Source organism: Odoribacter sp. N54.MGS-14, from assembly GCF_000980295.1.
GTDB classification, from domain to species: Bacteria; Bacteroidota; Bacteroidia; order Bacteroidales; family Marinifilaceae; genus Odoribacter; species Odoribacter splanchnicus.
This window is the reverse complement of sequence record NZ_LARL01000040.1, coordinates 1-21,379: the sequence shown is the minus strand read 5'-3', so window position 1 is coordinate 21,379 and position 21,379 is coordinate 1. Positions and strand designations below refer to the sequence as shown.

The window sequence follows — 21,379 nt, the reverse complement described above, 5'->3', positions numbered from 1 at the left end:
TTTATGATGAAATTTTGTTTGAATTGGGGTGGTGCAGCTTTGTTGTCTATGCTGCTTTTGTGTACTTCTTGTGGCGATGCCGATCTTTTCGATACCGATAAATGGACCAATGAAATAGAAGGCTGGGAGCCGGGTGTTTCCTTAAAAGTGCTTCAGGGGTCTTTTACTCTTTGGGATTTAATTAATCAGGGCGATGACGATGTGGTCGTAAAAGAAGAAAATGATCTGATCATTCAATATACCGAAGAAGGTATTTACCATATCGATATCGATCAGGTCTTCGATATGCCTGCGGAAGATGTTGCTTTTGATTTATCGGTGCCTGTGGATATTCCGGGTACAGGAATACCGTTGCCTAGTGATATCACTTTAGGTGGTGAGGATAATCCAATTGATCCTGTTGTAGCTGAGATTCAAAATATTCCATCGGAATGTGTTTTGAAAAAATTGGTAGCTTCAGCAGATTTTATTTTTCCTCAAACGGAATTTTCTTATACTCTGGAGGCTAAATTCCCGAATATAAAAACGAAGGAAGGGGATGTGTTGACGATTGTCGAAAAAGTGGAAGCCAATGAAATAAAGACACTACCTTTGGAAGATATAGAACTTAGTCTGGAGTCTAAGCCGGAAGTTTCTCTTAATATAGTTAAAATTATTATTCATGAGGGAAGTTCTCTATCAAGTTCGAAGCTTAATTTCAATTTTAAACTGAATAATCTCAAATTCAAAAAAGCAGAAGGAAAAATCACAGTCGATCCGATCGCTATCGATCCGGATAAATTTAATATGGATATCGACTTTTTGGATGAAATCGGAGGTAAATTTAAGTTCACTAAGCCTGAACTGAATATTATTCTCCGTAACAAAGGTATCGGTGTCCCGATGAGTGTCGATGCTACTTTTTATGGACAAAACGCAGAAGGAGACACGTTAACGCTGAAATTAGAAAAAGGAAAAGAGTTGCTCACTTTAGGGAATAAGTCGAATATCGTGTTTTCCGATACTTTAGGGTTGAATAAGGATAATTCCAATATTGTAGACTTTCTGTCCTTGCCACCGACAGGTGATATATTCTATCAAGGTACGGTGACGGTAAATCCGCAAGGAGACGAGGATAATGTGATTTACAGCGACGGAGAAATCGACCTGGATGCTTATGTCCGGATACCTTTCGCATTGAGTGCCGAAGGACTCAATTACAAAGACACGCTGAACGATATTGATATCGATCCCAAGTATGCGGATAGGATCAAAGAAGGTGTAATTACGATTACTGCTGTCAATGGACTTCCATTGAATCTCCAGATTCCGACTTTGGTGCTGTTGGGAGAAAATGGCGAGAAATTGGAAAGCCTTACCGCTGTGAAAGGGCGGGATATTATTCAGGCTGCCAACGGTAAAGAGAGTGTGCTGGAATTTAATCTGACTCAGGCACAAGCTAAAAAATTAGGACAAACAGAAAATATCCTTTTGGAAGTGAAAGCTTCGACAACAAATAATCAAGAAGTGGTTGTTGCTGCAGATGCGAAATTATCGTTCGACCTGAAACTGGTCGCAAAAGCCGTGATCACCGATCTGGACGATTTTTAGCATATTCGGGTAAAGAGTCGGAATAAAAAACAATAGAGGTTACAAGGATTTCAAGGGTTCATTTACCTTTTGGCCTTGTAACCTTTTTGTCTTAAGAATATACACTCAATTAATTTATACCTAGGTTTAATTTTTTTTCTTTCTATTCCGATTTCGGATTTTATACCGTCAGACCGGTTCGCCTGGAACGGTCCGTTAAGGCTTTCGTTGATTTCATCGGTTCTTCTCCTGCTCGGAAAAACAAAAGATTTTGTTTTTCTCTCGCTTATTCGAAGAACTCACTGACCGGCGGAACTCCTCACTTCGTTCGTCAAACACCACCGGTCGGGCGTTCGGAAAACCTAACCGGACACTCGTTCCTGTTCCAATGGTTTTCCGCCACAAAACCCTCCATCTTCCGTTTGCACTACAGACCAAAGAAAGGAGAAGGAAAATATTATAAGCTTGAAAAACAGGTGGAATACGGATACCTAGGCTATTTGACCGGATTTTCTTATTATTTACAAAATACTGATTTCTAAATTAATTCGTAATCTTAATGTAAGGAATCGGAAAACGGCTGTTTCGTAGAAGTTCATGTTTTTTAGGTCACAGTTTGTTTCCCATGTAGTGATAACGTGAGTCGAAGGTGTTCGTGTTGGGGGACCATTGGAGCTCTGTCGAGTGTCGTCTTGCTTTTTCTGAACGTCCGATTTAAAGTAACGGGAGCCGCCGGCAGTGATGAGGAAATCGTAGCCGAATTGAGCCAGATGATCGAGATGGCCCGGAAAACATCCGATTAGGAGAGAAATATTCAGGAAATAGATAATACTATTGATGACGTGTATTATTTTGCTTCATTCAGCTTGATAGTACACGTCATTTATTTACCTGAACCTTTCTTGTTACTCTTCCTCTTCGATTTCGATGTGTAATCCTTCCTCTTCTGCCAGGTTATAGTCTTTACCGGCGACGATCAGCACAATCTCTCCTTTCACGCCGTTTTGTTTATACCAGCCGGCCAGTTCTTCGAGAGTCCCTCTTTTGAATTCTTCGAACATTTTACTGATTTCCCGGGCCACACAAGCATGACGGGTCGGGCCGAATACCTCTGCCATTTGTTCCAGGGCTTTTACCAGACGGAACGGGGATTCATAAAAAATCATAGTTCTGTTTTCCTCTGCTAAGGCACTCAACTTCTTTTGCCGGCCTTTTTTCTGGGGCAGAAATCCTTCAAAACAGAAACGGTCGCAAGGAAATCCTGAATTGACCAGGGCCGGAACGAAAGCAGTCGCTCCCGGCAAGCATTCCGTGGCTATTCCCCGTTCTACGCAGGTACGGGTGAGCAGGAAGCCTGGGTCGGAAATTCCCGGAGTACCGGCATCACTGATCAGGGCTATATTCTCTCCTCTTTCCAGTCTTTCCGCTATCCGGTCTACTTGCTGGTGTTCGTTGAATTTATGATGAGAAAGCAGGGGAGTGGTGATCTCATAATGCTTCAATAGCTTGGCACTGGTACGCGTGTCTTCTGCTAAAACCAGGTCCACTTCTTTCAATAAACGAAGTGCACGTAATGTGATATCTTCCATATTCCCTACGGGAGTAGGAATTAAATATAATTTACCCATGACTGGTTATACTTATTGGTTTCCAATTTATATTGCATACAAAGGTAATGATTCGCTTGGGAAATGGAATATAATTGAGATTCCAGTTTGAATTTTAGTCGGGCTTTACATCGGTAAGTACAAACTGTTTTTTTATTTTACATTTTCTTGTCCTATTTTGCTAAATAATAGGAGGTTAGATAAAATGTTGAGGATTTTGAGAAAAAAAAAGATATTTTTTTTGCTAGGAAATAAATTTGCCGTATATTTGCATCCGCTAAGCAAAACTATGGTCTGTTCGTCTAGGGGTTAGGACGCAAGATTTTCATTCTTGTAACACGGGTTCGATTCCCGTACAGACTACGAAAGACATAAGGTCTGTTCGTCTAGGGGTTAGGACGCAAGATTTTCATTCTTGTAACACGGGTTCGATTCCCGTACAGACTACTTGAAAAGTTGAATTTTTATATTTGTAGAGATGGCAAATCATAAATCATCAGAAAAAAGAATCAGACAGACTGCAACTAAAAGAGAACATAATCGGTATTATGCTAAAACGACCCGTAATGCGGTGAAAAAATTACGTATGGTAACTGATCGTGCTGTAGCAGTTGAATTACTGCCGAAAGTAGTTGCTATGCTGGATAAATTGGCAAAGAAAAATATTATCCATGATAATAAAGCTGCCAATTTGAAATCTAAATTGGCTTTGCACGTCAATAAACTGTAATTCGTTTATTCTCTAAACCGATATACAGGAGATGAGTAAAACTCATCTCCTTTCTTTGTTATCTCCCATATTTTTCGTAAATTGTTTATCTAAAACTTTTGCGTTATGGGTGATCAGTATCTACCGATGAATTCCTGGGCTGCTGATGAACTGCCTAGGGAAAAATTGCTTACAAAGGGTGTTGCTGCGCTTTCGATCAGTGAGTTGTTCGCTATTTTGCTTCGTTCCGGTGTCGGAGGAGAGACAGCTTTGGAGTTGGCCCGGCGAATCCTCGCTGATAATAACAACGACTTGAACCAATTGGCCAGACGCTCGGTCAGGGAGTTGATAAATAAGTATAAAGGGGTAGGCATGGCTAAGGCCACTGCTATTGTTGCAGCGATAGAGATCGGACGGCGTCGGCGGCCCGAGACCAAAAGAATGAAATCGGTGATCCGCTTTAGCAGGGAGGCTTATCGGTATATCCGCTCTTTTATCGAAGACTTGGATCATGAAGAATTTTGGGTCATCTATCTGACACATTCCAACCAGGTGAAAGGATGTGAATGCTTATCGTCGGGAGGAATGGACGGAACGGTGATCGATGTCAGATTACTTTTCCGGGGAGCTTTAGACATGAAAGCCACTTATATCGTTATTGCCCATAATCATCCGGGAGGCTCTTTGGTCCCTAGCACATACGACGAGCTGATTACCCGAAAAATCTATGAGGGAGGACAACTGCTCGATATCAAGCTCTATGACCACATTATCGTCGGAGAAAATGCCTATTACAGTTTTGCCGATGAAGGCAAATTGAACTTTTCCAGGAAAAAACAATAAACAGACCGGTTTGGGTGCCACATTGTCAGCAAAAACTGCCGCATTAACAGAATGACAACCACGCCTGTCAGCGGTTTGGTATTGGCAAAGTTTTTGCTTAGTTTTGCTTTAGCAATTTTTATAGTATCCGGGGATACTCTATTTGCGTAATACTTGTTGATAAGATAGTGTAAATAATTAAAATAAACGCCATGTCTAAAGATGTAAAGGATACTGAAGCACAGGAAGAATTGAAAGATAAAGTAAACGCCGGGGATGTAAAAGAAGAGAAAGAAACCAAAGAAAAACACGCCAAAGCGAAAAAAGAAGATAAAGACCAGAAAATAGAAGAACTGGGACAAAAATTGTCTGAAATAAATGATAAATACCTGCGTTTGTCGGCTGAATTCGATAACTATCGTAAACGTACCCTTAAAGAAAGAATGGAATTGACGAAGAACGCAGGAGAACAAATTCTGGAAAAAATCCTGCCTGTTATGGACAATTTCGAAAGAGCTCTGAAAAGTATGGAAACGGCCGAAGATGTGCCGGCTTTACGCGAAGGAGTTGAATTGATCTATGCCAACTTCAGGGATTTCTTATCTCAGCAGGGAGTGAAAGAAATGGAATGCCTGCATACCGATTTCGATCCTGAATTGCAGGAAGCGGTAACGAAGATTCCGGCTCCTGCCGAAGAGTTGAAAGGAAAAGTCGTCGATTGCATTCAGAAAGGATATACCTTACATGATAAAGTAATCCGTTTTCCTAAAGTAGTTGTCGGTGAATAATAAATCCACGATTGGAACAGAAGGTGTGTCTGGAAATTCGGATTTTGGATTACAGCGGTAACCCCAAATCCGGAACCTATAATCAAATATAAAAGTAATGGCTGAAAAAAGAGATTATTACGAAGTGTTGGGGGTGGCTAAAAATGCTGAAGCGGCCGAGATAAAAAAAGCTTATCGGAAGCTCGCTTTACAATATCATCCTGACAGAAACCCGGGAGATAAAGAAGCAGAGGAAAAATTTAAAGAAGCGGCAGAGGCTTATGATGTATTGAGTAATGAAGAAAAGCGCCGTCGCTATGATCAGTTCGGACATGCCGGAATGGGGGCAGGAGCCGGAGGTTTCGGCGGGGCAGGAATGAGTATGGACGACATCTTCGCACATTTCGGAGATATTTTCGGTAGTTTCGGTGGCTTCGGTGGTTTTGGAGGCGGAGGACGTTCAGCCAGACGGGTGAATCGGGGAACCAACCTGAGAGTGAAAGTGAAGATGACCCTGGAGGAAGTGGCTACAGGCGTAGAAAAGAAAATCAAAGTAAAGAAATATGTTGCTGATACCCACTGCCACGGTACCGGAGCAAAAGACGGTAACTCTTTTTCCACCTGTTCCACTTGTCATGGTACCGGACAGATCACCCGGGTACAGAATACCATCCTGGGTGCTATGCAAACGACATCTACTTGTCCCACTTGTGAAGGAGAAGGCAAGATAATCAATGAGAAATGTTCCCATTGTAACGGAGAAGGTGTTCAGCTTTCCGAAGAAGTGATCACCTTGAATATCCCGGCCGGAGTGGCTGATGGCATGCAGTTGTCTTTGAGTGGAAAAGGAAATGCTGCCCGTCGGGGAGGAGTAAACGGTGATCTCATCATATTGATCGAAGAAATCGAACATCCCGAGTTGGTGCGCGATGGAAACGATCTGTTATATAATACCTTCATCGGTTTCCCCGAAGCTGTATTGGGCGATTCCGTCGAAATCCCGACACTCGAGGGGAAAGTAAAAGTGAAGATAGAACCCGGTACACAACCCGGAAAAATCCTGCGCTTGAAAGGGAAAGGAATTCCCGACATCAATGGGTATGGTAAAGGAGATTTGTTGGTCAAAGTGAATGTCTGGATTTCCAAAAATCTTTCTAAAGAGGATAAAAAAACTATGGAGGATTTGAAAGAACGTAGCTTCTTGAAACCGTCCAATGTCGAAAATAAAAAAGGATTTTTCCGCAAGGTAAAAGACTTTTTCGAATAAAAATCTCAAATACACGACCTGAATGATCACACTGACCCAGCTGGAATATATCGTTGCTATCGATGAATATCGTCATTTTGCTACAGCTGCAGAAAAATGTTTCGTAACCCAGCCCACTTTAAGCATGCAGATAAAAAAGCTTGAAGATGAGCTGGGAGTCATCATTTTCGACCGTTCGAGACAACCTGTCGTACCGACCGATCTCGGGGCAAAATTAATCGAACAGGCACGTATGACCTTATCCGCTACGCAACGGATAAAAGAGATCATTCAGGAAGAACAGCAAGAGGTCGAGGGAACACTGAAAATCGGAATCATACCGACACTGGCTCCTTACCTGTTACCGGTTTTCATCGGGCCCTATATCCGCAAATATCCGGCAGTAAAAGTCGAGGTCGAAGAATTGGTCTCCGAAGAGATCATTCGCCGGCTGAAACGTGATATGCTCGATGTCGGCTTATTCGTTACCCCTTACCACGACGAAAAAATTGTCGAGCGTCCCGTATTCTACGAAGAGATGTTGGTATATGCACATCCTGATAGCGAATTGCTGAAGAAAAAAGAAGTCGGGCATGAAGATATCGTTACCTCTGACATTTGGATGCTGGGAAATGGCCACTGTTTCCGTAATCAGGTCGTCAACCTTTGTGAAATGTCTGCGAGCCAGCATAAGAATCTGCCTTTCGAGTTCGAAAGTAATTCCCTCGAAACGCTGATGCGGATTGTAGATGTGGAAGGAGGCTTCACTTTGATTCCTGAACTGGCCTTGCAATATATGTCGCCCGAAAAAAAGAAACAGGTCAGGTCTATCGCTAATACGAAGCCTCTGCGCGAAGTAAGTGTCATTTATTCCCGGCATTTCACCAAACAACGTTTGATAACTTTGCTTTGTGATGAGATTAAATCCGTAGTTCCTGCGCATATGTTGAAGCGGGATAGGGGAATGATCGTCGAGTGGAAAGCAGAAAAAAATGAATAATATTAAATAGAGGGGAAAGGAAATTATGGATCTGATCAAAAATAGTTTTTTAGAAGCACAGCAGGTGCTGGAAGCTTTTATTTCCGATGAGAAAAATCTCGGACAAGTAAAAAATGCCGGAGATCTGCTGGTAGATATGTTCCGGCAAGGGGGAAAAGTGTTTAGTTGTGGCAATGGAGGGTCCTTGTGTGATGCCATGCATTTTGCCGAAGAACTTACGGGACGTTTCCGTCATGAGCGGGCTGCCCTGCCGGCCATTGCAATTGCCGATCCTTCCCATTTCACCTGTGTATCGAACGATATGAGTTTCGACTCGGTTTTCTCGAAATACCTCGAGGCTTTGGGTAATCGGGGAGATGTGCTCTTAGCGATCAGTACTTCCGGTAACTCTTCCAATATACTACAGGCCATCGACACTGCTCATGTCAAAGGAATGAAGGTGATCGGACTGACAGGAAAGACAGGAGGAAAAATGAAAGAAAAATGTGATATAACTATCGTAGTACCCTGGAATAAGTATAGCGATCGTATTCAGGAAATACACATCAAAATCATTCATATTTTGATAGAATATATCGAACAAGCATTATTTAACACCAATAAATAAATTTAACACAAAAGTAATATGGGTAATAAGATTAACGACCCGATAGCTCGTCTGATGGGATTGAGATATAAATCACATCCTTGGCATGGTTTGGAAGTAGGTGACGATGCTCCGGAAGTGGTTACTGCATTTATAGAAATGGTACCTACAGATACAGTAAAGTATGAATTGGACAAAGTCAGCGGATACATCAAGATCGACCGTCCTCAGAAGTATTCGAATGTGGTACCGGCTCTCTATGGCTTTATTCCGCAAAGTTATTGCGGTGGTTTGGTCGCCGAATATGCGATGCAGCAAACGCAGCGGACAGATATTCAGGGCGACTGTGACCCCTTGGATATTTGTGTACTGACAGAAAGAACTATCTCGCATGGAGATATCATTGCCCGGGTACGTCCGATCGGTGGCTTCCGGATGCTCGACGGTAATGAGGCAGACGATAAAATCATTGCTGTGTTGAAACACGACGCTACGTACAACGTATATAATGATATTTCCGAATTACCGCACATTGTCGTCGATCGTTTGAAACACTATTTCCTCACCTATAAAGATATGCCGGGTGAAGAAGGCCAGCGTAAGGTCGAGATTACTCATGTTTATGGCAGGGAAGAAGCTTATGAAGTGATTCGCCGGTCTCTGGAAGACTATAAAAACCATTTCGAAGGTTTGGAGGATATTTTGAGCCGGGTGTGATTTACGGCTTGCTCCTTCCTTAACTCCCCCACGATTCCCGGTCCAGGCTTCGGTATTGAATAGCCTCCGCTATATGTTGCGGCAGGATATGGTCCGAACTTGCCAGGTCGGCAATTGTCCGGGAGAGTTTGATAATCCGGTCATAAGCCCGTGCAGAAAGTCCGAATTTCTGCATCGCCATTTTTAATAAAGAAAGGCATTGTTTATCCAACGGACAAAAGCGTTTCAGCAGAGGCGGGGACATTTGGGCATTACAGTAGATACCCGGATAATCTTTAAAACGCTCCGTTTGAATGTTGCGGGCAGTGATCACCCTTGCCCGGACTACGCTACTAGGGTCGGCTTCTTGTATTCCGGCAATTTTTTCCAGTTCTACCGGGACAACCTCGATATGCATATCGATCCGGTCAAGCAGAGGACCCGAAATTTTGGATAGATAATGCTGGATCGCACTTCCCGAACAGGTACACTCTTTAGTCGGATGGTTATAATAACCACAGGGACAAGGATTCATGGAAGCGATCAGCATAAAATTGGCCGGATAATCGACACTGTAGCGGGCCCGGCTGATGGTAATTTTCCGGTCTTCCAGGGGCTGGCGCATAACTTCTAAGACATTGCGCTGAAATTCAGTGAGCTCGTCCAGGAAAAGAACTCCGTTCGTAGCGAGAGAGATTTCACCGGGACGAGGGAAAGATCCTCCGCCGATCAGGGCTATCGGAGAGATTGTATGATGGGGTGAACGGAAAGGCCGGGTCGTAATCAGCGAACAATTCCGGGATAGTTTTCCCGCGACGGAATGAATTTTTGTGGTTTCCAGCGACTCTTCGACAGTCATCGGAGGGAGTATTCCCGGTAAACGCCTCGCAAGCATCGTCTTCCCCGAGCCGGGTGCTCCTACCATCAGAAGATTGTGAGCACCGGCGGCTGCAATTTCCAAAGCCCGTTTGACGGTTTCCTGCCCTTTCACATCTTTAAAATCATAAAGAAGATCGTTGGTTACTTCCGATAGGGTCGGATCGAAGGTGAACGGTTCTGCCTGCTGTTTGCCGTTCAGAAAATCGGTGACTTCCCGGATATGGGAGAAACCATAGACGTGTATACCTTCGACTACAGCAGCTTCGTTTGCATTTTCCAACGGCACGATAATGCTTTTGAAACCCTCGCTCCTGGCATTGATAGCGATAGGAAGTACCCCTTTTACCGCCACCAAACTTCCGTCGAGTGATAATTCTCCCAACATCATAAAATTCTCCAGCCCTTCGGGCGAGAGTTGTTCGTTGGCAGCCAGAATACCGATACAGAGTGGGAGATCATAAGCAGAGCCTTCCTTTTTGACATCGGCAGGAGCCATATTGATGATTACCCGCTTGCCCGGAATCCGGGAACCGATCTCCCGCAGGGCCGAATCGATCCGTTGCTGACTTTCTTTTACCGCATTGTCCGGTAAGCCCACAATGATAAATTTAGCACCGTTCAGGATGTTAACTTCCAGAGTAATGGTTGTGGCCTCGATTCCATTGACGGCACCACTAAATATCTTCACTAACATGACACCGCAGATTTAAGATTAAGTGTATGTAAGTTAAGATAATTTTACAATAAATCAAAGTGAAAATCCTGATTTTTATCTTCGGTCTCGAGCACTACTTCCCGACCGTCGAAACTGGCGAAACTATAATAGGTGATCCAGTCCCCTGTGTTGATATAGCGGCTGCTTGGCGAGAGAGTATAATCGATAGGCAGATGCCGGTGTCCGAAAATGAAATAATCGAAATGTTGTCCTTGCAGCACTTCCCGGCAAAAACGGACGATCTCTTCTTTTTCCGCTCCCCGGAATGCATCGGCTTCGATTTTGCCGTTTTCCAGACGGGAATGCGACGACCATTTCCGCGCAATCAGGATTCCGATATCCGGATGTAGCCATCTGAAACACCGTTGTAAAAAACGGTTGTGAAAAATACGGTAGAGAAATAGATATCCTTTATCCTGTGGGTTCAGTGCATCGCCGTGTCCGATCAGGAAACGCTTACCGGCTATCCTGAAAATTTCATTGTGAGTATGTAGGATCACTCCGCATTCTTCCGGGAGATAACCGAATGCCCAGATATCGTGATTACCCGTAAAGAAATGTACAGGTATGCCCTGGTCCGTAAACTCGCATATTTTGGCCAGAAAGCGGACATGTCCTTTGGGTACTGCCCGCTTGTATTCGAACCAAAAATCGAAGATATCCCCGAGCAGGAACAACTCACTACAATCCGGACGGATGGTGTCGAGCCAACGGATCAGGCGGTTTTCCCGTTCCCGGTCATTATCCAATACAGGAGCACCCAGATGGACATCGGAAACGAAATAAACCTTTTTTCCAGCCTGGAGCCGGAGGGTATGTTCTGTAAGGGGGATTCGCTCACTGATTTTCATCGATTCTGCCTCTTTCTCGCTCTTGGGGTGAGTGATTTTAAATTATTTTAAAAGGTCGTTCAAACGGTCTTCCAGGCGTTGGCCTGCCAGATTTTTCCCGACAATTTCAAATTTAGGGTTGATAATATAATTGGCAGGTACATGTTGTATGTTCCACATCTGAGCAGCACGGCTTTTCAAACCATCCGGATCCCAGACACAAATCCAATTGATATCCAACTGTTTTACGAGACTTTGCCAGGCAAGTTTGTTCGGATCCAGACAAACCTGATAAATCTGAACTCCCCGGTTTTTAAATTTGTTGTAGATCTTTTTCATCTCTTGAATATAGCCGACTCCGTCTTTGCTGTTCAAGACAGTAAAATCGAGCAGTATATATTTCCCTTTCAGCGAACTAAGGGCAATGGTGTCCCCCTGTGCATTCGGAAGATGGATTTCCGGCAGTGATCCTTCGCTGTTGTTGATCAATTGTTTTATTTTCATGTTTTGAATCGCCTTGTTGATCTGGTCTAAATGATTCAGGATCGCTTTCGTATATTGCGATTCCGGGTACATCGCTTTCATCGAAGAGGCGACGACTTTATAAGAATGCAAATCGTTATCCGGATTCAGGATGAAATTATCCTGATCGAATTTCTGATACAAGGCATAATAGGAAGCCGGCGAAATGGCATGTTTCAGGATAAAATCCTTCGAAAAGTTAATTTGTTTGTTCACGATCGAATCCCAGGCGGCTGCAATTTTTTGACGTTCGCTGGTCGCTTCGGCAGGAAGGGCGGCAAAGCTTTTCTTCAGCGAATCCATCATGACATGAGTATTGTTCAGTTGAAAATTCAGCAGCTTTACCCAAAGGGAATTTTCAGATCCGTCTACCCAGTAATTCTGGGAAAGTCCGTTCAACGTTCCGCTCAATTCGATATGATCTTCCGGTTCAGCAATGAAAGTAATAAATTCCTTCGGACCGATTTTTACATTATAGAAAGTGGGGAGGGAGGTTGTTGTTTTAAAGGTGAAATGTCCGTTCCGGTCGGTTTTTGTCGAGTCGATGATGACAGCTTGATCGACATTCAACTGCTCCAGGTACACTTTTTGATTTTCAGCTTCCTTGATCTCTCCGGTAATTTTAACATTATTTTTATTTGTACAGGCTGCCAATGCAAGTAATACAAATACAGACGACCGTATATTTCTTCTCAACATGATGAAAAAGGTTAGTTATTACTAGATTTTAATCGTACGAAAATACAATTTTTTTCGACTAGGACAAAAGGAATCTATTAGTTAAAATTCTGTCAAGAATTATTTCTTTCTGTTGCTTTCTAAAGGAAAAGAATATATTTGCAAACGATGTTGAAATTGGGCAAACAGATATTGCATACGTTAGTGCTGCTTATTACCGGGATGGCATTGATTGGAGTGAATGTAACTCAGTCGGGTTGTATTCATTCGGACCGCACATATCTCGAAGTCAGAGTCCTGCCTGCAGAGAACACATGTCCTTGCGAAGAGGGATGTGGCTGTTGTCAGGAGGAACGGCAATTTTGTAAAGATTGTTGTCATGCTTCTTCCCGTCATGATTTTTATAAAGTGACTGATTCTTCATTGGTAGAGCGGGTTTTACAAATGCAACTTTCCGTATTTACCTTACCTGAATGCGGTTGGGAGATGACGATGCAGATTCTTGCTGTGCGGGACGGAAAGGATGGCTTTGCTTTTTACCGGAAGTTTCCCGGGATTCCGCCCTCATTGGAATCGTTGTGTACTTTTCTTTGTTAAAACCTTTTGCCGGTCAGTCCTGACTATGGATTTGGATAAGGTGTGTTGTCATTTTTAATCTTCAATCATAAGGTAAATAGTGTAAAAATGAAATTGTTCAGTTTAATGGTACTGTTATGTGCCTCTCTGGGAGGATATGCCCAGGATATAAAGGGACGGGTGGTCGAGCAGGAGAATGGAAAAAAGGTCGGTTTGCCGGGTGCCAATGTCTATTGGGCCGGAACGACAGACGGTGTAGTGACGGATGCTGAAGGGCATTTCAAAATCAAATGGAATAAATCGGGGCGCTTGGTCGCCAGCTTTATCGGGTACCGGACCGATACGCTTACGGTAAAACGCACGGATAAACAGGTCGAGATCGAATTGGTGGCAGGAGAAGTACTCGATGAAGTGAAAGTGGTCACCCGGGGAAATACGACGATTATGAGTACCCGAGGGCCTCTGATCGAACAGGTGATCACCGGCGAAGAATTGTGTAAAGCAGCTTGTTGTAATCTGGGAGAGAGTTTCACTACCAATGCTTCGGTAGATGTGGCATATGCCGATGCTGTGACTGGGGCGAAACAGATCCAGTTGTTGGGGCTGACCGGTAAATATGTGCAGATGATGACGGAGAATATGCCCAATTTTCGGGGGATTTCGGCATTATACGGATTGAATTATGTCCCAGGCCCTTGGATGAGCGCTATCTCGGTTTCGAAGGGGGCCGGTTCGGTAATCAATGGCTATGAAGCGATTGCCGGGCAGATCAGTGTCGATTATAAAAAGCCTGCTACGAGCGAAAAGATTTTTGTCAATGCCTATGGGAATAGTGAAGGGATGATCGAATTCAATGCCAATACAGGCATCCGTCTGAATGACAAGTGGAGCACAGCCATCCTGGCTCACGGGGATTGGCTGACCATGGAACACGATGGAAACCACGATGGCTTTTTGGATATGCCTAAAACGACCCAATACAATGTGATGAATCGCTGGCAATATAAGACCGATACTTGGTTTTTGCAATTCGGAGGGAAGCTCCTCGACGAAACCCGCTTGGGAGGGCAGAAAGGATTTAGGAAGGAAATGCGGGGTAGCTATGGAGAGGGTACTTTGTATGGGATCGGCATCGACTCTCGCCGGTATGAAGGCTTTTTGAAGTTGGGTTATCTGATGCCGCAGTACGAGAATACCAGTATGGCGATTTTGGTGAATTATACCGATCACGATCAGGATTCATATTATGGCGCCCGTGATTATCAAGCCCGTCAGCAGACTGTTTTTTCTAACTATATTTTTCAGTCTATATTCGGACAGAATGAAAATCAGAAATATTCTGCGGGGTTGTCCTTTAATTTCGATCGTTATGATGAATCCTTCAACGACTATTTAGTGGGTTCCGGTCAAAAGACGGCAACCGTAGATTTCGATCGTAACGAACGGGTAGGAGGGGCTTTTTTCCAGTATACCGGACTTTTCTGGCAAAAATTGACCGTAATGGCCGGACTGCGTTATGACTACCATAATATTTTCGGTAGTTTTGTAACTCCCCGTTTACATCTGGCTTATGCCCCTGACGATTTTACGATGTTGAAGGTGTCTGCCGGTCACGGTGCCCGGACAGCCAACATCCTGGCCGATAACAGTTATCTGTTGGCTTCTGCCAATTCGGTATATGTCAACGATAAATTGTTGGCAGCCCATCCCGAAGAATTAGATCGTTTGGATATGGAAAAAGCCTGGAATTTCGGAGTACAGTTGAACCGCAAATTTCTCTTGTTCGACCGTATACTGAATATCAACCTCGATTATTACCGGACGAACTTTACCGATCAGGTCGTGGCCGATAATGAGACTCAGGTAGGAAAAGTCAATTTTTATAACTTAGACGGTGATTCTTACTCCAATTGTTATCAGGTGGAAGTGAAATACGAATTGATCCCCCGGTTCGACGTTTTGGGTGCTTATCGTTACAATGATGTGAAGACCACGATGGGCGGCCGTCTGTTGAGGGCTCCTCTGCAAAGTAAATACAAAGGCTTGTTGAATTTGTCATATTACACCAATATGAAGAAATGGCAATTCGATTTCACCACTCAATTCAACGGTCCGGGACGTATTCCCGTTCCTGTGTCAGAAAATTCAGGACAAGCGGATCGTTTCGATTCTTTCCGTATCATGAATGCCCAGATTTCCAAGTTTTTCCGTAAATGGAGTATTTATGCCGGATGTGAAAATATCGGTGATTTCACCCAAAAACATCCTATCCTGGCTGCCGACCGTCCCTGGAGTGACGCTTTCGACTCTTCGAAAATTTGGGGTCCTGTACACGGACGTAAATTTTATCTCGGCCTTCGCTTCGGATTAGACCGAGAATAATATTGTTTTATTAACTTTGATACATAAATTTAAAACTAGGAACCATGAAAGTAGTACGATTAGTTTTGATAATGGTAGTAGTATTGTCAGCTGCCATGAGTGTAAATGCTCAGAAAAAGAATGAGAAAACCGTCATTTTTAATGCCAACCTGCATTGCGAATCTTGCAAAGCAAAAGTAGAAAAGAATATCCCTTATGAAAAGGGAGTGAAAGACCTGAAAGTGGATATGAAAACTCAAACCATCACAGTCACTTTCCGCGAAGACAAAAATACCACCGAAAACTTGCAGAAAGCCATCGAGAAATTGAACATCGAAGTGAAAGGAATCGAAGGAAATAACACTTCTGCCAAAACCCAAACCGGCGAAAAGTGTGAAAAATCCTGTTGTGAAAAAGAGGGGAAAACGAAATAAAAATAAAGAAAAAGGGGCAGACTTTTTAGTCTGCCTCCTTTCGTAATAACTCAATCCGGAACTTAGATATCCAGATATTTTCCTTCCTTGTCAAAAGCGGCAAGGGCTGCATTTACAGAAGGGGTATCTTCTTTATAAGTGACTCCGAACCATTTAGCCGTTGTTTTCAGTACCCTTACATCGGCAATTTGATCCTTGATCATTTTATCCACTACTTTGGGAATATAAAATTCTGATCTCAGATTATCTTTGTTAGCCGGGTAAAATTCGACGAACTGTCTTTCGATTTCTTCGAAAATTTTAGGAGTAAAGGCCCAGAAATTCATAGATACCAGATCGTCGGCATTCAGTGTTTTTCCGGTCTCTTCGTCTTTGATGCTTCCGTCTGCCTGTCTGCCGATTTTCGTACATTCCGTAACGGCAGTCAGGTGGTGATGGCTGTCGGTTTCACAGATCCCTCGTGAAACAGTGCCGTTTTCCGATAGGGTAGAAGCCAGACGGTAACCGACCAGGCCGAACTCTTGGTCCGTTGCTTCGTTGGCCAGGAAATCGTGGGCTTTTACAAAAGCATCGCTACCGTAAAAATCATCGGCATTCAGGGCGGCAAAAGGTTCATCGATTACTTCTTTGGCACTCCAGATGGCATGTGCCGTACCCCACGGCTTCTCGCGCTCGATGGGCGGCATTCCTCCCGGTAGTTTATCCATACTTTGATAGCAATAAGCGGTTTCTACCAATCCTTCGGCATATTTCCCTACAAAATCGATAAATTCTTTGGCGAAACTTTCGCGGATAACGAAAACGATCTTATCGAATCCCGCATGAACTGCGTCATAAATGGTATAGTGCAGCAAAGCCTTCTGGTGCGGTCCGAGAGGAGTAATCTGTTTCAGACTTCCGAAACGGGAACCCATGCCGGCTGCCATCACTAAGAGTGTAGTTTTTCTTTTCATGATTATACTATTTTTATAAGTGTCAGTGTTGTGAGCCGACAAAGTTATAAAAAGATTAAAGATTTAACCTAAAATTCATTTACGAATCTGCCGTTCCGGTCTGGTAAATTTTATTTCAGAGAGTCTCCGTGGTCGTGCTTATACCGGGTAAAAACCTCCATTGCTTCATATTCGGCCATACCCAAACGGTTGTACAAATCCGCTGTATTCCGGTTACGGTCTTCCGCCCGTTGCCAGAATTCACGCGGATCATCTCCCGGAAATGCCGGTCCGTTGTTTTGTGAACCGTGTTTGTAGATCGCTTTCCGTTTGATAGACAATTCTGCCGGACTGATCGGAACCGCCATGTCTACTTTTTCTACTTCCCATTCCATCCACGCGCCGCGATACCACCAGGTGTTACAATCTTTAAACCACTCGTCCCGGTCGATGATGTTGTAGGCACGGAGAATCGCATCCAGACAGACTCCGTGTGTCCCGTGCGGATCGGCTAAGTCACCCGCAGCATAGATCTGATGGGGTTGTACTTTCCGTAAAAGATCGACGATAATATCGACATCGGCTTGCGATAGCGGGTTCTTTTTCACTTTCCCGGTTTCATAGAAGGGGAGGTTCAGGAAGTGTACCCGTTCTTCAGGGACACCGATAAAACGGCAGGCTCCGCGGGCTTCTGCCCGGCGAAGGGCGGCCTTGAATTGCAATAGATACCGTGCTTCCTCGTCTCCCGGTTTGCGGTTAGCGATAGCTTGTTTTATTTGTAAAAATGCGTTTTCCATGGCCGGTAAATCCCCGTCCACCAGTTTAGTAAAAGAGGTGGCGATATCCATTTGCTGATAGATATAATCGTCGAAAACAGCGATGCTGCCCGAGGTTTGGTAAGCGACATGCACTTCGTGACCTTGTTCTACCAACCGGGCAAAAGTACCTCCCATAGAGATGACGTCGTCGTCTGGATGGGGACTGAAGATCAGGATTCGTTTAGGATAAGGATAGGCTCTTTCGGGACGGGTAGAATCATCTGCATTGGGTTTGCCTCCCGGCCAACCTGTAATGGTGTGTTGCAGGTCGTTGAATACCTGGATATTTACTTTATTGGCCGAACCGAAAGTCTTGATCAGATCGGTCATCCCATTGTCGATGTAGTCTTTGTTTTCTACTTTCAGGATCGGCTTTTTCACTTTCTGGCACAGCCAGATGACGGCTTTTCGGATCAGCTTGTCGTTCCATTGTACTTTGCTGACCAACCAGGGTTGATTGGCACGCGTCAGTTCTTCGGCTGCACTTTCGTCGATGACGAACTGTACGTTCGGATGTACTTGCAGAAAAGTGGCAGGGACAGCATCCGAAACACTACCTTCGACCGTAGCTTTGATGATAGAAGCTTTTTTCTCACCCCAAGCCAGGAGTATTACTTTCCGGGCTTTCATAATCGTACCCACTCCCATGGTAATGGCGCGGGACGGCACATTTTCCATGCCGCCGAAATCTCCTGCAGCATCCTTGATCGTCAGATCGTCTAAATATACCATCCGGGTTTTCGAAGTCAGCGGCGAACCGGGTTCGTTGAAACCGATGTGGCCTGTGCGGCCGATTCCGAGCACTTGAATGTCGATACCTCCGGCGGCCTCGATCTGCCGTTCGTATTCCTTACAAAAGTTTTCTATCTCTTCCGCTTTTAAGGTTCCGTCCGGAATATGAATATTTTTCGGGTCGATATCGATATGGTCGAATAAGTGATGGTGCATGAAATAATGGTAGCTTTGCTCCGATTCTTTAGGCATAGGCAGGTATTCGTCCAGATTGAAACTGACTACATTTTTGAACGACAGGCCTTCCTCACGGTGCATGCGGACCAGTTCTTCATAGAGTTTGATCGGAGATGAACCGGTCGCTAATCCGAGGACACATTTTTCGCTTTTATCCGCATTCGTACGGATCAGATCGGCAATTTCCCGGGCTACCGCTTTGACGGCTTCGGAAGGTTTTTCATAAATCCGGACCGGCACTTTCTCGAAACGGTTGGCGCCTTCTCCTTTCGCTATATAGTTTTTGGTGATCATAAGGTTGGGTTTAAATTTATAATGTCAACTTACAAAGTTAATAAAATTTTGGTATTTTTCATGTATCCGGGAGCGGCTTTGATGATGAAGCTGTTTTTCTGTGAAAGAATGAGGGCGTTAACGTTTTCACTTTCCCGAAATTACACAAATCTTCCTTTCGTGTTTGAAATTTAACAAAATGAATTATTTTTGATATTATGCGCTACCTTTGTTCGTACAAACGAAACACACACTACTGACAATTTATATACAACTGACCCATGAAACCCGCCTTCGGGCGGGCTTCTGATTTAACCTATATCTTATGAAAGCAAAAGACGTTTTGACAGAATTGAAAAGGCGGTTTCCCAACGAACCGGAATACCACCAGGCAGTAGAAGAGGTATTGAATACCATCGAAGATACCTATAATCGGAATATCGAGTTTGAAAAAAGCAATTTGATCGAGCGGCTCTGTATTCCCGATCGGATTTTCTCGTTTCGGGTGACCTGGACAGATGATCAGGGAAATGTGCATACCAATATGGGCTACCGCATCCAGCACAACAATGCTATAGGTCCTTACAAAGGAGGAATCCGTTTCCATTCCTCCGTGAATTTATCTATTTTAAAATTCCTGGCTTTCGAGCAGACCTTTAAAAATTCACTGACTACTTTACCGATGGGAGGGGCTAAAGGTGGTTCGGATTTTAATCCGAAAGGAAAATCGAATGCCGAGATTATGCGTTTTTGTCAGGCCTATATTTTGGAGTTATGGCGCAATATCGGACCCGGTACGGATATTCCGGCAGGGGATATCGGTGTCGGTGGCCGGGAGGTTAATTATATGTACGGAATGTATAAAAAACTGGCGAGGGAAAATAGCGGAACTTTTACGGGCAAAGGCCTGGAATCCGGTGGTTCTCTGATCCGTCCCGAAGCTACCGGTTATGGGAATGTATATTTCCTGTTGGAGATGCTGAAGACCCGGAATATAGAGCTGAAGGGCAAGACCGTAGCCGTCTCGGGGGCGGGAAATGTGGCCCTTTACACAGTACAGAAACTGAACGAGCTCGGCGCAAAGGTGGTGACTCTGTCGGATAGTAGCGGTTATATTTACGATCCCGAAGGGATCGGTGCTGGAAAGTTGGAATATATGATGGAGTTAAAATTGTTCTACCGGGGAAGGGTGAAGGAATATGCCGATAAGTACGGTTGTAAATACGTGGCCGGAGGTCGGCCGTGGGGGGAGAAATGTGATATCGCTATGCCCAGTGCCACTCAGAATGAGCTGAACGGTGACGAAGCCCGTACTTTAGTTGCCAACGGTTGTGTGGCGGTGTCCGAAGGGGCGAACATGCCCTCTACACCCGAAGCGATTCAGGTCTTTCTCGAAAATAAACTGTTGTATGCTCCCGGTAAAGCCGCCAACGCCGGCGGAGTGGCCACTTCGGGTCTCGAGATGTGTCAGAATGCACAGAAAATCAGCTGGACACGCGAAGAAGTCGATCAGAAACTAAAGGAGATTATGCAGTCTATCCATGCGCAGTGTGTGAAATACGGTACCCAGCCCGATGGTTACGTCAACTATGTCAAAGGAGCTAACGTGGCCGGTTTTATCAAAGTAGCCCGCGCGATAATGGACCAAGGCATTTTATAAAAGGTATAAAAAGGTATAAATTCATCATAAGAACGTAAGTATAATTTTTTCTTTCTATTCCGATTTCGGTTTTTATACCGGAAGACCGGTTCGCCTGGACCGGTCCGTTAAGGCTTTCCTTCACTGACCGGCGGAACTCCTCGCAAGCTCGTCAGACACCACCGGTCGGGCGTTCAGAAAAAGTTAGACGACCGACAGAAGCGACCGGGTCACCAATTCCGATCACCGGAGACGAATAAGTACCGAATAATTCTACCGTTTTTTGGTTACGACGGTTTAGACATAGTTTTTGAAAGCGTTGTAACTATGTAAACGGTAGGTATATTTTTTCTTTCTATTCCGATTCCGGGTTTTATACTGTCAGACCGGGTCGCCTGGAACGGTCCGGTAAGGCTTTCCTTCACTGACCGGCGGAACTCCTCACTCCGCAAAAAACTTTACGTTACGTTTCCGTCAAACACCACCGGTCGGGCGTTCGGAAAACCTAACCGGACCCTCGTTCCCGCTCCAATGGTCTTCCGGCATAAAACCCTGCATCTCACGTTAACACGACTTGGCAAAGGAAGAATTGGATTATGGATAATTGGGTTACTTTACCGGAAAATCTTTTTTCGCTGAAATTTATGGTTTTCAGGTTCGGTTTAGCTTGCCAGGCAGTGATAACGTAAGTCGGAGGTGTTCGTGTTCGGGGACCATTGGAGCTCTGTCGGGTGTCGTCTTGCTTTTTCTG

The 21,379-nt window shown here is 44.3% G+C and carries 18 protein-coding genes and 2 tRNA genes; 14 read left to right on the top strand and 6 right to left on the bottom strand.

Translation table 11 applies throughout. From position 1 onward, the window contains the following. Positions 1 to 3: 3 nt before the first annotated feature. Positions 4 to 1,590, top strand: a complete 1,587-nt coding sequence (locus tag WS42_RS09210) for a hypothetical protein (protein WP_022160667.1) — start codon at positions 4 to 6, stop codon at positions 1,588 to 1,590. 884 nt (positions 1,591 to 2,474) lie between these two features. On the opposite strand, the gene rsmI is transcribed toward WS42_RS09210, so the two are convergent. After that, positions 2,475 to 3,197 carry a 16S rRNA (cytidine(1402)-2'-O)-methyltransferase gene (gene rsmI / locus WS42_RS09205; RefSeq protein WP_013612465.1) on the bottom strand — a complete coding sequence of 241 codons (723 nt, stop codon included), beginning with the start codon at positions 3,195 to 3,197 and terminating at the stop codon, positions 2,475 to 2,477. Between the two features lie 270 nt (positions 3,198 to 3,467). Here rsmI and WS42_RS09200 point away from each other — a divergent pair. From WS42_RS09200 to WS42_RS09160, 9 genes are all read left to right on the top strand, one after another. Continuing rightward, positions 3,468 to 3,539 (top strand) — tRNA-Glu (locus WS42_RS09200). A gap of 12 nt (positions 3,540 to 3,551) precedes the next feature. Then, positions 3,552 to 3,623, top strand: a tRNA-Glu gene (locus tag WS42_RS09195). A gap of 31 nt (positions 3,624 to 3,654) precedes the next feature. After that, the gene (gene rpsT / locus WS42_RS09190; RefSeq protein WP_013612464.1) at positions 3,655 to 3,906 is read left to right on the top strand and encodes a 30S ribosomal protein S20; all 252 of its coding nucleotides are present in this window, start codon (positions 3,655 to 3,657) and stop codon (positions 3,904 to 3,906) included. Between the two features lie 105 nt (positions 3,907 to 4,011). Then, positions 4,012 to 4,728, top strand: a complete 717-nt coding sequence (radC, locus tag WS42_RS09185) for a RadC family protein (RefSeq protein WP_022161210.1) — start codon at positions 4,012 to 4,014, stop codon at positions 4,726 to 4,728. Between the two features lie 191 nt (positions 4,729 to 4,919). After that, complete coding sequence (gene grpE / locus WS42_RS09180; RefSeq protein ID WP_013612462.1) at positions 4,920 to 5,495, top strand: nucleotide exchange factor GrpE; 576 nt, start codon at positions 4,920 to 4,922, stop codon at positions 5,493 to 5,495. Positions 5,496 to 5,592: 97 nt separating this feature from the next. Then, positions 5,593 to 6,741, top strand: coding sequence for a molecular chaperone DnaJ (dnaJ, locus tag WS42_RS09175; RefSeq protein ID WP_046451010.1), 1,149 nt, complete (start codon positions 5,593 to 5,595; stop codon positions 6,739 to 6,741). A gap of 22 nt (positions 6,742 to 6,763) precedes the next feature. Continuing rightward, positions 6,764 to 7,720: a hydrogen peroxide-inducible genes activator gene (locus tag WS42_RS09170; RefSeq protein ID WP_022161209.1), complete on the top strand. Its 957-nt coding sequence runs from the start codon at positions 6,764 to 6,766 to the stop codon at positions 7,718 to 7,720. Between the two features lie 25 nt (positions 7,721 to 7,745). After that, positions 7,746 to 8,327, top strand: coding sequence for a D-sedoheptulose 7-phosphate isomerase (gene lpcA, locus WS42_RS09165; protein ID WP_022161208.1), 582 nt, complete (start codon positions 7,746 to 7,748; stop codon positions 8,325 to 8,327). A gap of 18 nt (positions 8,328 to 8,345) precedes the next feature. Then, positions 8,346 to 9,023, top strand: coding sequence for an inorganic pyrophosphatase (locus WS42_RS09160; RefSeq protein WP_013612458.1), 678 nt, complete (start codon positions 8,346 to 8,348; stop codon positions 9,021 to 9,023). Between the two features lie 19 nt (positions 9,024 to 9,042). Here the strand turns inward: WS42_RS09160 and WS42_RS09155 are convergent, their stop codons facing one another. Genes WS42_RS09155 through WS42_RS09145 form a run of 3 tightly spaced genes read right to left on the bottom strand, consistent with a single transcriptional unit; the run spans position 9,043 to position 12,647 of the window. Beyond that, positions 9,043 to 10,575, bottom strand: coding sequence for a YifB family Mg chelatase-like AAA ATPase (locus WS42_RS09155; RefSeq protein ID WP_013612457.1), 1,533 nt, complete (start codon positions 10,573 to 10,575; stop codon positions 9,043 to 9,045). A gap of 44 nt (positions 10,576 to 10,619) precedes the next feature. Beyond that, complete coding sequence (locus tag WS42_RS09150) at positions 10,620 to 11,447, bottom strand: UDP-2,3-diacylglucosamine diphosphatase (protein ID WP_046451009.1); 828 nt, start codon at positions 11,445 to 11,447, stop codon at positions 10,620 to 10,622. Between the two features lie 42 nt (positions 11,448 to 11,489). Next, positions 11,490 to 12,647, bottom strand: coding sequence for a TlpA disulfide reductase family protein (locus WS42_RS09145; protein WP_022161206.1), 1,158 nt, complete (start codon positions 12,645 to 12,647; stop codon positions 11,490 to 11,492). Positions 12,648 to 12,794: 147 nt separating this feature from the next. Between WS42_RS09145 and WS42_RS09140 the strand changes: the two genes are divergently transcribed. From WS42_RS09140 to WS42_RS09130, 3 genes are all read left to right on the top strand, one after another. Continuing rightward, complete coding sequence (locus WS42_RS09140) at positions 12,795 to 13,223, top strand: hypothetical protein (RefSeq protein WP_022161205.1); 429 nt, start codon at positions 12,795 to 12,797, stop codon at positions 13,221 to 13,223. Positions 13,224 to 13,310: 87 nt separating this feature from the next. Further along, positions 13,311 to 15,584, top strand: a complete 2,274-nt coding sequence (locus tag WS42_RS09135) for a TonB-dependent receptor (RefSeq protein WP_013612453.1) — start codon at positions 13,311 to 13,313, stop codon at positions 15,582 to 15,584. A 44-nt stretch (positions 15,585 to 15,628) separates the two neighbouring features. Next, positions 15,629 to 15,997, top strand: a complete 369-nt coding sequence (locus WS42_RS09130) for a heavy-metal-associated domain-containing protein (RefSeq protein WP_046405592.1) — start codon at positions 15,629 to 15,631, stop codon at positions 15,995 to 15,997. A 62-nt stretch (positions 15,998 to 16,059) separates the two neighbouring features. On the opposite strand, the gene WS42_RS09125 is transcribed toward WS42_RS09130, so the two are convergent. Next, on the bottom strand, positions 16,060 to 16,950 hold the full coding sequence (locus WS42_RS09125; protein WP_013612451.1) for a nucleotidyltransferase family protein: 891 nt from the start codon (positions 16,948 to 16,950) through the stop codon (positions 16,060 to 16,062). A gap of 110 nt (positions 16,951 to 17,060) precedes the next feature. Further along, a complete protein-coding gene (nagB, locus tag WS42_RS09120) occupies positions 17,061 to 19,010 on the bottom strand; it encodes a glucosamine-6-phosphate deaminase (protein WP_013612450.1) in 1,950 nt (649 codons plus the stop codon). Positions 19,011 to 19,314: 304 nt separating this feature from the next. On the opposite strand from nagB, the gene WS42_RS09115 reads away from it, so the two are divergent. Further along, positions 19,315 to 20,649, top strand: a complete 1,335-nt coding sequence (locus WS42_RS09115; RefSeq protein WP_022161201.1) for an NADP-specific glutamate dehydrogenase — start codon at positions 19,315 to 19,317, stop codon at positions 20,647 to 20,649. Positions 20,650 to 21,379 lie beyond the last annotated feature (730 nt).

Bases quoted from the DNA above. Each gene is read 5' to 3' on its own strand.
- WS42_RS09150 (WP_046451009.1), bottom strand. From the start codon at position 11,447: ATGAAAATCAGTGAGCGAATCCCCCTTACAGAACATACCCTCCGGCTC.
- WS42_RS09170 (WP_022161209.1), top strand. From the start codon at position 6,764: ATGATCACACTGACCCAGCTGGAATATATCGTTGCTATCGATGAATAT.
- lpcA (WP_022161208.1), top strand. From the start codon at position 7,746: ATGGATCTGATCAAAAATAGTTTTTTAGAAGCACAGCAGGTGCTGGAA.
- WS42_RS09210 (WP_022160667.1), top strand. From the start codon at position 4: ATGATGAAATTTTGTTTGAATTGGGGTGGTGCAGCTTTGTTGTCTATG.
- WS42_RS09155 (WP_013612457.1), bottom strand. From the start codon at position 10,575: ATGTTAGTGAAGATATTTAGTGGTGCCGTCAATGGAATCGAGGCCACA.
- WS42_RS09135 (WP_013612453.1), top strand. From the start codon at position 13,311: ATGAAATTGTTCAGTTTAATGGTACTGTTATGTGCCTCTCTGGGAGGA.
- radC (WP_022161210.1), top strand. From the start codon at position 4,012: ATGGGTGATCAGTATCTACCGATGAATTCCTGGGCTGCTGATGAACTG.
- nagB (WP_013612450.1), bottom strand. From the start codon at position 19,010: ATGATCACCAAAAACTATATAGCGAAAGGAGAAGGCGCCAACCGTTTC.
- WS42_RS09130 (WP_046405592.1), top strand. From the start codon at position 15,629: ATGAAAGTAGTACGATTAGTTTTGATAATGGTAGTAGTATTGTCAGCT.
- rpsT (WP_013612464.1), top strand. From the start codon at position 3,655: ATGGCAAATCATAAATCATCAGAAAAAAGAATCAGACAGACTGCAACT.
- WS42_RS09140 (WP_022161205.1), top strand. From the start codon at position 12,795: ATGTTGAAATTGGGCAAACAGATATTGCATACGTTAGTGCTGCTTATT.
- WS42_RS09145 (WP_022161206.1), bottom strand. From the start codon at position 12,647: ATGTTGAGAAGAAATATACGGTCGTCTGTATTTGTATTACTTGCATTG.
- WS42_RS09115 (WP_022161201.1), top strand. From the start codon at position 19,315: ATGAAAGCAAAAGACGTTTTGACAGAATTGAAAAGGCGGTTTCCCAAC.
- WS42_RS09125 (WP_013612451.1), bottom strand. From the start codon at position 16,950: ATGAAAAGAAAAACTACACTCTTAGTGATGGCAGCCGGCATGGGTTCC.
- WS42_RS09160 (WP_013612458.1), top strand. From the start codon at position 8,346: ATGGGTAATAAGATTAACGACCCGATAGCTCGTCTGATGGGATTGAGA.
- grpE (WP_013612462.1), top strand. From the start codon at position 4,920: ATGTCTAAAGATGTAAAGGATACTGAAGCACAGGAAGAATTGAAAGAT.
- rsmI (WP_013612465.1), bottom strand. From the start codon at position 3,197: ATGGGTAAATTATATTTAATTCCTACTCCCGTAGGGAATATGGAAGAT.
- dnaJ (WP_046451010.1), top strand. From the start codon at position 5,593: ATGGCTGAAAAAAGAGATTATTACGAAGTGTTGGGGGTGGCTAAAAAT.